This is a genomic window from Pseudomonas sp. Irchel 3A18 (assembly GCF_900187465.1).
Classification (GTDB): domain Bacteria; phylum Pseudomonadota; class Gammaproteobacteria; order Pseudomonadales; family Pseudomonadaceae; genus Aquipseudomonas; species Aquipseudomonas cichorii.
In genome coordinates, this window is the sequence record NZ_FYDI01000008.1 from 57,309 (window position 1) to 69,930 (window position 12,622).

Below are 12,622 nucleotides of genomic sequence, written 5' to 3' on the forward strand. Positions count from 1 at the left end.
GGGCGCGACAAACAGGCGCCGAAAACGCCGCTTGAAACGCAGCATGCCGTCTACCCGATTGAACTCGCTGCCGTCGTGACGGCTGAGGGTGCTGTGCAGCCAGAGCAGGCAATCGAAACCGATGGCACCCATGAAGTACAGGAAAGTGCCGAACCAGAAGGCGATATGCATTTCGCTGTTGCCCCAGAGGGTGCCTTTTAGCCAGAGGACGATGGCTGCGCAGATAAAGAAGCCAGCAATTTGAATGTAATGAACTGCTTTTTTTTCTGTCATGAATAGAATAAGAGATGTAGTAGCTAAGGTAATCGCTAAAAAAGCTGTTAGTGCTGCGAGCTCGGTACCGACAGTTTTGTAGCCAAGTTCGAGTTTTATTGGAAGAAAAATCCATGTGCTCCATGGAACCCATATAAAGAAAAAGCTCATTATTTTAAAAATAAATAGAAGGTATGGAATCTTGCTGGAGTTCTGAAAGCGCCAGCGTTTTGCATCGCAATACACCTCCTGTTTTTTGCCCGCTTCTTCTTGCGTTTGATAGACCCAATGCTCTTCGCACTCCAGTTGCAGAGTGATTTCCGTAGCCGAGTCCAGTTCTGCGTAATGACCAAAGGCAAGGTGGGTGGCGAACAGGCCATTACGGTTGAGATGGGCATACGATCCTGGTGGTGGCAGTGGGTCCTGACTGTCGCTGCGGTAAGCGCTATTGGCGTAGGCGTTCATATCTGTGACTCGTCGTAATCAGCGCGCGGCGCAAAGTCCTCAGCCTTGGGTGTTGCCTGAATGCCCTTGGCTTCCTGAGCGCGGTACCAGGCTTCAATGGTGAGTTCTTCGCTCAGGCGAGACTTGATGACGCAGGGTTGTTGCTGCCAGGGATAGCGCTGCAATTGCTCGTTGAGCTTCTTTTCTCCCGAGGTTTTCCAGCCGGTTAGTGCTTGATCGCGCCAGCGGCGAGGGTTGCGGCCGGTGCGGGTGTCGTGGGCGGCGGTGACCGGGTCCAGATGACGGCTTTGTTCCAGTACTGGAAGGTCGGGCAGAGGTTGGGTCACGTCCATATAGCGTTGCAGGCAATCCCAGAAGGCCAGGGCATTGGCCTTGTCCAGTCCCAGGCTATGCACTTTGGTGGCGAGACAGATTCGGGTATTGGTGTAGCGGTGATACAACGTGATCGCATAGTCACGGGAGCCATAACCGCTGGGCAGCGTGGTCAGTACCGGGTCGAACTCTTCAAAAGGTGCGACAAACAGGCGCCGAAAACGCCGCTTGAAACGCAGCATGCCGTCTACCCGATTGAACTCGCTGCCGTCGTGACGGCTGAGGGTGCTGTGCAGCCAGAGCAGGCAATCGAAACCGATGGCACCCATGAAGTACAGGAAAGTGCCGAACCAGAAGGCGATATGCATTTCGCTGTTGCCCCAGAGGGTGCCTTTTAGCCAGAGGACGATGGCTGCACAGATAACGAAGCCGGAAATTTGGACGTGGTGGAGGTACTTGTTTTCGGTCATGTATAGAGTTAAAGCCCCTATCATTAATGCGACCGATAAAAAAGCTATTAGCAATGTAAGTCCCGTATCGGGGTAGCCATATCCAAACTCTGCCTTTATTGGAAAAAAAATCCACGTACTCCATGGGACCCATATAAAGAAAAAACTCATTAGCTTGGCTATAAATAGCGTATGTGGAATATTGCTGGCATTCTGAAACCGCCAGCGCTTCGCATCGCAGTACACTTCCTGTTTTTCACCACGTTCTTCCTGCTTTTGATAGGCCCGATGCTCTTCGCATTCCAGTTGTAGAGTGATTTCCGTAGCTGGGTCCAGTCTGGCGTAATTGCCAAAGGCAAGGTGGGTGTTGAACAGGCCATTACGGTTGAGATGGACATACCACCTTGGTGGCGGCAGAGGTGCCTGGCTGTCGCCTTGGTAGGCACCAAGGCTATAGGGCGTATCTTTATCTGCGTTCATACAGTTAACTCGATGGTTTCTATTTGCCAATACAAGGGCGCGTTGTCTGGAGTGGGTTGGCCGGACGGCACTCGACGATGCTCAGGGGCGAAGGGTTTCCACTTTTTCGGGTGGGGTTGTGGAAGTACCAGTGGCGGAGTGTCCGGTTCGGCGCGAAGTTCGACCTGGGCACTGATTTTCAGCCCTTCGGTTCGTTTGAAACGTGCGCCGGAGAGCGGCGATTCAATCAGTGAAGGCAGCACATACAGCACGCTATGGGCATCCAGCGGCACGGCGGACAGTTTTGGTGTACCGCAGGGTTGCCAGTGATAGTGCCGGGAGGCATAGGCCTGGCCGGTGTCCAGAGCAGAGCGAAATTCAAGGCCCAATAGCTGAAGATGGTTTGCGTCATTACCGAGCATCCCCAGCAAGGGCGTGCTCATGATCACCACCCAATCCTGATCGGTCAGAGCTGTTTGATCGGGTCTGAGGGTTTGGGTATGGCTGTTGGTCGGGAGTTTGCGTTGTCGCTCGGCGGCCTGCAGGGCTTGAAGCTGGGGGGCTGATGCTTGCCTGCGCCAGTCGGCGAGCCGTTGTACGGTGATCTTTGGCTTGCCCAGAATGCCTGTCAGTTGCTGATAGGCAATCAGCGGGTCTTTCAAGTGCATGACAGATTGCTGGCTATCTGAGATCTGTCCGACCAGGGCGTCTATACCGAAAGGCCCGTAACGTACGGCAAGTTCGGCTTCGTTGTCGTTCAGCAGATTGGCACTTACTATACCGCCAATGACCATGATTGCGCCGATCAGGAGTGCAATGGGATGGGTAATGAGGCCAAGGGTATAGAGCCCCCACAGGAGACTTCCGGCTGTAATAACGGCGTGACTGGCCGAGAGTGCGTAATCGCCGGCTAGATAGGCTCGACGACTTTCCCAAGCGCTTATGACTGCGCCAAGCAATGTAGCCCCGCCCCCAATGGCGCGAAGAAGCGGCAGCTTAGGACTGCCTGTTTGTTTCTCGAGATTTCTTGCCCAGTGGAGTGAGATTTTCGCTACGTTGATACGAGGGGTAGTCAGATACTTTGCTGTGGTTGCCCCAAATAGAAATCTGCTGTGGTTAACAAGAGCTGCTATCAAGTCGACTAAAGCACTCAATATCCCCAAGTGTCCTCGAGCGGACTCCCCCTCAGCTTTAAAACTTTCCAGCGCATCCGTCTGCACCACCAAGTTATAAATCGCCAACTCCAGCATCATCGTCGGCACCACTTTGGGCTTTTCCAAAAACTGGGTCAGCGCACCAAACTTCACCCGAAAGTTGCTGTAGTGCTCCAGTTCCGGATGTTCCTTGGGAAGTGCGACAACCGTCACATTGCGCAACAGCGGATCATGCTTGCTGCTGCCTTTGGCGCTGGTACTGCCCAGGGTTTCGCCGGACTGGCTGTGCAGGGTGGCGTAGCGGTAGTTCTTGCGGGTCAGTTCGGCGCGTTCGCTGTGGGTCAGACCTCTGCGTAAGCCCGCGCCCTGAACGCCGATTACCACGTAATCCCTGTCCAGTGCTTCGTCCATGGGCATCAGGCGTATGCCGGTCATTTTTGTCGACAGGGCCGCGAGGGTGGTGAAGGTAGGAGCGAAGAGTCGGTCGAGCTTTATTTTCGAGGCGCTGTTCGCCTGTCGACTGATTTGGGCCACGACGCTGGCCCCGAAAATATCCAGCAGATCGCCCATGAAGAAAGCGAAGCTTTTGGCTATCCCGGCGCCGTCCAGTTTGTCGACAAAGGAGGCGCTGAGCATCAGGGTGCTCAGGCCCATGGCTTGTGGTTCGGGTGGCTGGCCACTGTCGCGCAGGTCAATCAGGCGCTTGAGCAGTTCGGGAGGTCGGTCTGATTCCCTGGCCAGCAGCATTGCGCCCAATGGATGCTCAGCTTGCAGCACGCTTCTGGCCAGGGTCCTGATGGAGGTTTCCAGTTCGCTAATGTCCATGCCGGTCAGCAGCGCATCTGCCTGCGCCGGTGTGTATTCAAGTGCGCCCAGAGCATCTGCCATCAGGCTGTAGGGTTCCAGCAAGGCCTGGTCGTGGCGATGAATCCAGTCCTGGAGGACGGCGGGCAGTTTTCGGTCGAGCACGTCGACCAGTCGCCTGAGATGCATCGCCAGTGATTGGCGACCGAACCTGCGCTCCTGCTCGAACACCGTCGCATGAAATTTCGGCAGGTCGATCTTGTTTTTCAGGTAGGCGTGATTGCCGCCGACAGCGCTATATAGCACCTGGGCATAACGCCCGTTGGGCTGATGGGCAATCAGGGCATTCAGGGTTTGCAGGTAGGCCACGCAGTGACGTATCTGCGCGGAGGCATGGCGGACGGCAAACAACGGGTCTTCGAGAATCAGGGCAACCAGATGGCTGTTGTCCCGAAGCTGGTACTGATCCAGCAGATCCACCCCGGCTTCGATATCCGGAAGTGGCGGGGGTGGTGGCTGCTGAAGGTGTTGCGCCAACTGCTCCTGGCGCGTTTGCAGGCACTTGAGCAGGTTTTCGTCGCCGAACGAGCAAAGCGCAGGGGTAAATTCCAGCGGGTCCTGCAGGGCGCTTTCACTATTGAAATCCCTGGCCCGCAAGCCTTTGCGGATACGGCTGACTGGCAGGCTCGGGTTGTCCTGTGTGGTTTTCCAGTGCTCCGAACCCACTACAGCGGTGTCCCAGATTCGCGCAATATGCTGACAGCGAACCTTGATCCGGCTGGCGTCGCTTTCAAGCCATTGGATGTATTCCCAGCTCCAGGGCAGTTCGCTGTAGGCCATGCGCAACTGATCGGCGACGAAGCGGCCCTGCAATAGCATCGGCAGCAGAATCACCTGCTGTTTGACGGCCACCGGGTCGCGCTGGTCGGCATTGCCGAGTTGTTGCGCGATCGTGCGCCAGTGCGCGACATCCACCTCGAACAACTGGCCCTGGCCATCGGTTTCCAGCTCTCGCCATAAAACGTTGCGCCAGAACACATAAATGCGGCCCCGACGTGGCAGGCCGCCCCGAGGGTATTCAGTGGGCTTGTCATAACCCGGAAGGCGAGCCAGGGGCAGGACGGAGAGCAGTGTATTGCGCTGAATGGTTTCCTCTTCCCGGGTGCTTTGAGCATCGGGGAGCAGGGGGATTTGCAGCAGGCCGCCGTCGGTGCGGGGAATCTGCAGCGCCAGCCGCGCATTCTGGTCATTCAGGTACTCGGTTTTCTTGCGTGTGCCCTGGGTGATGGGCTTGTCGTTGAACGTGCTCATGGCTGCTGCTCCGGCCCTGTCAGGATCAACTGGCTGCCATGATCGAGATTGCCCCAGACATCGACTGTCATTGTTTTTCTCCCGCCAGCAATATTTTGCGGTAACCGCAATCGTTGACCAGGCAATTTAATGGCGTACCGCTTTTATGGTTCTGACACCGCTCGACGATGGGGGCGTGACCTCTCAGGCTCTGCATCAGCAGTTGCCCCGGCTTTTCCGTCGCTGCCCGTTCTGACAGGCCTGGTAGCAAAGGCATTGCCGTGGTTCCAATACCGGGGCTGACGGCTTCATTGGTCCTGACCAGCGGCCCGTTCATCATCACCCCGCTGTGATCGATCTTGATAAAGCTGCCACCGACCTGAGGGTCAGTTCCATGCCTGCATCGATCACCAGCTTGTCGCCGGACTTGATATGTATTTCCTGTCCGGCTTCGACCAGTTGTGCCACGCCCACCTTGATGTGTTGAACCTGAGCGATGCTCAAATGATCGTTCGCCCGGATTTCCACCTTGCGGTCAGCATCGACGGTGCAGTGTTGCTCGGCCCTGAATTCGCTGTAGCTGTTGGCCTCGACCCGGTCGTGGCGCTCATTGCCGACCTGGATCTTCTGGTCGTGACCAATGCTCTGGTCCCAGTTGCGCTGGGCGTGGATGAAGATCTGTTCCTGATCCTTGCGGTCCTCGATGCGCAGCTCGTTGGAGCCACCGCCACCGGGGCTGCTCAGGGTCTTGAAGACGCTGCGGGTGCGGTGTTCGGGCAGGCTGTAGGGCGGTGTGTTTTCGGCGTGGTAGAGGCATCCGGTGACCAGTGGTTGATCGGGGTCGCCTTCCAGAAAAGTCACCAACACTTCCATGCCGACCCGTGGCAACACGACAGCACCATAGCGATTGCCCGCCCAACCGGACGACACCCGCAGCCAGCAACTGCTTCTGGCATCCTGCTGGCCCTCGCGGTCCCAGTGGAACTGCACCTTGATCCGGCCATGTTTGTCGCAATGGATTTCCTGATCCTGTGGGCCGGTGACTATTGCCGTCTGGCTGCCCGAAATACGGGGTTTGGGGTGACGAAGAGGCGGGCGGTAGAAAGCGTCCCAAGGCGTGCCCCGGAAGGTATTGCGATAGCCCTGTCTGGCTGGTTGCTGTCTTTGACCTGCCGTTTCTTCCAGCACCTGAGGCTGATGACCTTCGTGGTGCACTTCGGTCAGCAGCCAGAGCTGATTCCAGTCTTTCTGTGGATGCCTGTTCAGGTCCAGAAAGTGGCCGCTAACCAGCCGTGGTTGATCGCTATGGCCTTCGGCGAGGCGGTAATCATGACGATGACGTTCCAGTGCCCGCTTGGTCAGCATGTTGCCGCGCTCACGGTCGGTGAAACGGGCCGGGTAATCGTAATCCTCAAGATCCGGTAGGGTCTGGTGATCGACTGTGCTTTCAAGAGGCGCTCGTGGTTTCTGAAAGTCATAATCCCGCCGCGTGGTGCGAGTGCTGCGGGTTTTCAGGCGGACATTGAAACGTTTGACCACTGGCCCGTCGGGCGGCATTCCGCTGTCCTGTCGATAGCTCAGAGGCGCTAGCCTGGGAAAGACCGTCTGGTCATCGCCGAATACCAGCCGGTGCATGCTTGGGCTGTGCTGGAAGTGATAGTGCAGGCCTTCTTCTTCACAGAGACGCTGGATGAAATGCAGGTCCGATTCGTCGTACTGCACACAGTATTCGCGCTTTGGGTAGGGCAGACCGAGCTGGAAGTGATAGCGGTCGGCAAGGATGCCGTGGTCCTGTAGAACCCGGGCAATGATGTCGGGCACGGACTGCTGCTGGAAGATGCGCTGATTGATGCGATGGCCCAGGTACGACAGTTGAGGTCGCAGGGTCATTGCGTAGTGGGTCAGACGTTTGCGGGAATCGCCCTGGGCGATGCGGTCGATCAAACCATGCACGCCAATGTCGTTGGGGCCGAACTGCAGAAAGGCCGGACGGTGCAGGAGGTTGTCCAGGGCCAGCGCGGGATCTTCGCTGACTAGTTCCAGCTCAAAGGCAAAGGGCTGGCTGATGGCCTCTGTGCCGGTAAAGGCCACTACCTTGAAGTCGTGTTTGACGTCTTGCAGGTGCAGGCTGAAATGCGCTTGATGGGCGGGTGCGGGCATTACCTGCTTCTCCATATCTGAATGAGCGACAACCTGAGCCCTATCGATTCTGCTGAATCGATAGGGCTGTTATTCAGGCTTAGGCTCTTATTGGAAAGCGCAAGTCGTCAGACCCTGAGCTCTTGGCCATCAGATGGGTCCAGGTTATTTTGCTGTAGGCGATATGAACGTCTTGCAAGTGGCTGGAATGCGCGTTGGCTGGATCCTGGCTGCTAAGCATGTAGTCTTTGATTTCCACAATGACGGCGTCTTCCAGGGAGGTGGTGTAATAGTGCTCCAGCACGCCATCCGCAATGCGATACCAGTGTATTTCGACCAGAGGCAGGCGTTCGTTGGAGGCCAGTGCTGCCTGCAGCATCGGTGAAGCTCTGTCGAATATCTTGGTAATGCAGAGGGGTTTGTGAATGCGTGTGGTGGCAGGCTGGCTTGACTGTAAATCACAAGGAACGGTGATCACATGGCTGACAGCCTGGATCATGAACTGATCTTCATGCTCCTTCTTATAAGTGTTTCCAACCGATTCAAAAGTTAAGGCCTTTTCAGTGATCAGGCCTTGTCTGGAACCTTTTATAGACATGTAAACAGGTGTGGCCATCGATACTCTCCTTGCAAAAAAATAAGCGTCCGGCAGCGTAATTCGCCTGGGGATCGATAGGGGTAATACCAAGAAGTATGCCAGTTTTTGTTTTTCCTTTTAAAACATAAAGTTGGCTTTTTGCTAGTTTTAAGGTGAGTGGTTTTTAATAGTCGAACTGCGCAAGTTATTGCGCATCTGCGCAATTTTTTGCATGCGGAATCTTACGTGCCTGTTTATGGGCGGTCCGGGGCTTTATTCGCAATTATATTCGCACTATGTTGTGCAGGGTTTTGCGCATGATGGCCTTTTTGCCGTGTTGTCATATGTTGCTGACGCAAGGTTGTTGCTATCTAGGTTGACGATCCTGAAATTTCGAGGGCTGTTGTAAATCTTTTCTATATTTGACTGTAGGAATATTCCGAAAGTTTATGGTGTATCCCTTTCGTGCTTGTTAAAGAGTTTTTTCAAAGCTAGTGTGCGCATCGTGATGGGTGCAAGGCACTTTCTGGTTTTTACATGTTGTCTGTGTGATAGACAAACGGTTTCAGGGATGAAGATTGATTAATGACTTACTCGGACAAGCTTTCCAGTCGTTACCTTGAACTTGTCGAACACCCTGTTTCCGAAGAGTGTCCAGAAGGTGAGGATGTTCGTTTTTCAGCCGAGTTCGAAACCCTTGAGGGTGAGCTGGGTAAAGTGTACTCCTTGCATGGGAGTGTTCAGATCGACTGGTTGAGAGTGCGTGAGGTCAGTGAACTTATCCTGCGTGAATGCTCGAAAGATCTTCGCGTTGCAGTGTGGTTAACGTGGTCCTTGTATCAATGTGAATCATTTCCCGGCTTGTTGGCGGGCGTGAACCTGCTTCATCATCTCTGCAGTCATCGCTGGCAGGTTCTTCATCCTCGTAAACTGCGAACCCGAACGGCTTCACTTAACTGGTTAGTGCCTCGGCTTGAGCAGGTGCTTGTCGATGATGTATCCGTTACTGCACAGTTACCGTTGTTTCAAAAACTGGTTGAAGCACTTGAAGCGCTGGACACGTTGCTGTCGAGTTATCTGGGCGATGAAGCCCCACTGCTTTTACCTGTTCGTCGCAGGCTTGCGGCGATGGTCAAGCATGCTGTCGAAAGCAAAGCCGATACAGAGAACCTGGTTGTTCAGGTAAAGCAGGCTGCCGCCAGGATTTTTAAAAGTGATGTCACCATTGAAAATGAAAGGGACGCACAGAAGGCCTTAAAAGGACAGCAGGAAAGTGCGCAGAAATTGTGTGCCTGGTGGTTGCGTCAAAAATCGACCGATGTGCGAGCCCTGTACCTGAGTCGTACGGTGTCGTGGTTAGGTATCGATAAATTACCTGAGTGCAATGTCAGGCAAATAACAGCATTGCATGCTTTGCCAGCGGATAAGTTGCGCAGTTATGGCGAGCGTTTTCAGCAAGGGCATTACGCGGATCTGGTGGTTGATGTTGAGGCCAGTCTTGCACTGACCCCCTTCTGGTTTGATGGACAGCGACTGGTATGGGAGTGCTTGCGTGCGTTGAAGGCCGACCTGGCAATGCGGGAGGTGGAAATCCTTTTTGCCCTTTTCCTGCAGCGCCTTCCGGGCATCTGTGAGCTGAAGTTTCAGGATGGGTCGCCTTTTGCCGATGATGATACTCACCGCTGGATCAATGAGCAGGTCATGCCTCATGTCCAGATTGATAGTCCTGTTGAAAGCCTTGAGGAAACCGTTGCACAGCCTGAATGGGAAGTAGCGTTACAAGAGGCTCTATCTGTTTTGCGCAGTGAGGGGCTCAAAGCGGCTGTTCAGATACTTAAACAGAAATTACAGATTGCCCAGAGTCAGCGAGACCGTTTTTATTGGCAGTTTGCTCTGGCCCAGCTTTGTTATACCGCCAAGAAATATGAGCTCGCCAAGAGTCAGCTGGAAATACTGGATCAATATTTACAGGACTCAGGGTTTCATACATGGGAACCAGAGCTATCCCTGAAAGTGCTGCACACATTGAATAGCTGTTATGAATGCTTGCCGCAGAGCAATGTGGTAAGGGAACGCAAGGATGAAATATATCGCAGGCTTTGTCACCTCGATCTTGAGGTGTTACTTGGGTAAGCCTTGAAGGCTGGAACGGTAAGGGAGAAACGTATGGCAAAAAAAGGTTCTGTTGCACCTAAAGAGCGTATCAATGTCACCTTCAGACCTGCTATTGGAGGGGCAAAGGAAGAGATTGAACTTCCCTTGAAGTTGCTGGTGCTGGGAGATTTCACGCAGCGCGCCGATGAGCGCAAGCTTGAAGATCGTAAAGCGATAAGCATCGATAAAAACAATTTTGATGCTGTACTGGAGAAGCAGGAGTTGACGCTGGCGTTGAATGTACACAACCGTCTTCAAGAGACTGATGGCAATGAAGAGTTAGGCATCAATATCCGTATCCGTTCACTCAAGGATTTCAATCCGGTCAGTCTGGTAGAGCAGGTTCCCGAGCTGAAAAGTCTTATGGAATTGCGCAATGCCCTTATGGCGCTCAAGGGACCTTTGGGGAACGCGCCTGCTTTTCGTAAAGCGATTGAAAGCGTGCTTGCCGATACCGAATCCCGCAACCGTGTACTGGGTGAGTTGGGTCTGGGTATTGCTGCATCGGAAAACGCCTGAGTTATACGCATAAGGAAATCAATCTAATGAGTGCTAAAGCGCTACGGTCAGAAAATGACAACGCTGTAGAGTATGGGGTTCTTGATCAGATCATTGCTGAAACAAAACTGACTCCCGGCGACGAAGCATATGATATCGCCAGGCGCGGAGTTGCAGCGTTCATTGAGGAACTGCTGAAGCCACACAACAGCAAGGAGCCTGTAAAAAAGGCACTGGTTGATCGCATGATCGCCGAAATCGATACCCGGCTCAGTCAGCAAATGGATGAGATCCTGCATCACAAGGACTTTCAGGCGCTGGAAGCTTCATGGCGTGGTCTTCAATTGCTGGTGGACCGTACTGACTTTCGTGAAAATATAAAGATCGAAGTATTGAACGTCTCCCGGCAAGACTTGCTGGATGATTTTGAAGATTCACCAGAAGTCATGCAGTCAGGCCTTTATAAGCATGTCTATACCGCTGAATATGGTCAGTTCGGTGGTAAGCCGGTTGGCGCGATCATCGCCAACTACTTTTTTTCGCCAAGTTCGCCTGACGTGAAAACCCTGCAGTATGTATCGAGTGTTGCCTGCATGGCCCATGCGCCATTTATCGCCGCTGCCGGTCCCGGCTTTTTTGGTCTTGAGCAGTTCACAGGGTTACCTGACCTCAAGGACCTGAAAGATCACTTCGATGGTCCGCAATTCGCCAAATGGCAAAGTTTTCGCCAGCAGGAAGACGCTCGTTACTGTGCCTTGACGGTGCCACGTTTTCTGCTGCGTACCCCCTATGATCCGCAAGAGAACCCGGTCAAGACGTTTGTCTACAGAGAAAACGTTTCCGGTAGTCATGAGCACTACTTATGGGGCAATACGGCCTATGCATTTGCTACCCGCCTGACCGACAGTTTTGCCAGGTTCCGCTGGTGTCCGAATATTATCGGCCCTCAGAGTGGTGGTGCTGTCGAGGATCTGCCGCTGCACCATTTCCATAGCATGGGTGAAATAGAGACCAAAATACCTACCGAGGTCCTGGTTTCCGATCGTCGTGAGTACGAGCTTGCCGAAGAGGGCTTCATCGCTCTGACCATGCGCAAGGGCAGTGATAACGCAGCCTTTTTCTCGGCCAGCTCCGTGCAGAAACCCAAGTTCTTCGGCATCAGCGCTGAGAGTAAAGCGGCTGAGTTGAACTACAGACTGGGCACTCAGCTTCCCTACATGATGATCGTCAACCGGCTGGCGCATTATCTCAAAGTGCTGCAGCGTGAACAGCTTGGTTCCTGGAAGGAGCGTGCCGATCTTGAGCTTGAACTGAACAAGTGGATCGGTCAGTACGTGGCCGATCAGGAAAATCCGAGCGTTGATGTGCGCGGCAGTCGTCCATTACGTGCTGCGCAGATCACCGTCAGTAATGTTGAAGGCGAGCCGGGTTGGTACCGGGTCAACCTGAGCGTGCGGCCTCACTTCAAATACATGGGGGCGGACTTTACGCTTTCTCTGGTCGGCAAGCTGGACAAGGAATAACCGTATGCAGGCTGAAGGCGCTCGGACATGAATCCTTACGGTAGCCTTTTCGAGCGCCTTGGCGGTGAAACCAGGCGCCGTAAAGGTTTGAGTCGCGAAGAGTGTGTCATCGCTTCGGTGGCTGCCCATCTTGCGAAGATGCTCGGTACCCGGGCGGGGAGTGTGCAGACACAACCCGAGTACGGGCTGCCGGATCTGAATGATATGCGCATGAGCCTGCATGACACTCTTGCCCTGTCCCGCTCGGCTATCGAGGCTTTCATCAGAACCTGTGAGCCTCGATTGTCCGACGTGCGTGTGATGCCCCTGTCGCCCGATGAGGACAAATTGAAGTTGCGATTTTCCATTGAGGGCTTTTTAACGGTGGAAGGTGCGAAGTGTGCCGTCAGTTTTACTGCACGTCTGGATGGTTGCGGGAAAGTCGATATAAATTAAGTGTCCGTAAGTTTCAAGTTTGGTGTGCGCGTATTTTTACGCAGGCAGATGGAACATGTACTGTCGGATTCAAGTATTTCGTTTTGTATGTTCTTGCTTTTCAGGCATGAC

7 protein-coding genes and 2 pseudogenes are annotated in these 12,622 nt (G+C 53.9%); 4 read left to right on the forward strand and 5 right to left on the reverse strand.

Going from position 1 to position 12,622, the window contains the following annotated elements; all coding sequences use genetic code 11:
* The 5 genes and pseudogenes from CKW23_RS26270 to CKW23_RS16930 form a co-directional block, all read right to left on the reverse strand.
* A pseudogene (locus CKW23_RS26270) lies at positions 1-717 on the reverse strand (hypothetical protein); the annotation flags it as partial.
* A complete protein-coding gene (locus CKW23_RS26980) occupies positions 714-1,958 on the reverse strand; it encodes a hypothetical protein (protein ID WP_236249435.1) in 1,245 nt (414 codons plus the stop codon). The gene CKW23_RS26980 and the pseudogene CKW23_RS26270, both read right to left, overlap by 4 nt.
* Positions 1,955-5,206: a hypothetical protein gene (locus CKW23_RS16920; protein WP_095068027.1), complete on the reverse strand. Its 3,252-nt coding sequence runs from the start codon at positions 5,204-5,206 to the stop codon at positions 1,955-1,957. Before CKW23_RS16920 ends, CKW23_RS26980 begins: the two co-directional genes overlap by 4 nt.
* A gap of 67 nt (positions 5,207-5,273) precedes the next feature.
* A pseudogene (locus CKW23_RS16925) lies at positions 5,274-7,345 on the reverse strand (type VI secretion system tip protein VgrG).
* A gap of 79 nt (positions 7,346-7,424) precedes the next feature.
* The gene (locus tag CKW23_RS16930) at positions 7,425-7,940 is read right to left on the reverse strand and encodes an Hcp family type VI secretion system effector (protein ID WP_025260019.1); all 516 of its coding nucleotides are present in this window, start codon (positions 7,938-7,940) and stop codon (positions 7,425-7,427) included.
* Between the two features lie 546 nt (positions 7,941-8,486).
* Between CKW23_RS16930 and tssA the strand changes: the two genes are divergently transcribed.
* The 4 genes from tssA to tssE are packed head-to-tail and all read left to right on the forward strand — an operon-like array spanning position 8,487 to position 12,511.
* Positions 8,487-10,034, forward strand: coding sequence for a type VI secretion system protein TssA (tssA, locus tag CKW23_RS16935; RefSeq protein WP_025260020.1), 1,548 nt, complete (start codon positions 8,487-8,489; stop codon positions 10,032-10,034).
* Between the two features lie 33 nt (positions 10,035-10,067).
* Complete coding sequence (tssB, locus tag CKW23_RS16940) at positions 10,068-10,574, forward strand: type VI secretion system contractile sheath small subunit (protein ID WP_025260021.1); 507 nt, start codon at positions 10,068-10,070, stop codon at positions 10,572-10,574.
* 26 nt (positions 10,575-10,600) lie between these two features.
* The gene (tssC, locus tag CKW23_RS16945) at positions 10,601-12,076 is read left to right on the forward strand and encodes a type VI secretion system contractile sheath large subunit (RefSeq protein ID WP_025260022.1); all 1,476 of its coding nucleotides are present in this window, start codon (positions 10,601-10,603) and stop codon (positions 12,074-12,076) included.
* Positions 12,077-12,103: 27 nt separating this feature from the next.
* The gene (tssE, locus tag CKW23_RS16950; protein ID WP_025260023.1) at positions 12,104-12,511 is read left to right on the forward strand and encodes a type VI secretion system baseplate subunit TssE; all 408 of its coding nucleotides are present in this window, start codon (positions 12,104-12,106) and stop codon (positions 12,509-12,511) included.
* Positions 12,512-12,622 lie beyond the last annotated feature (111 nt).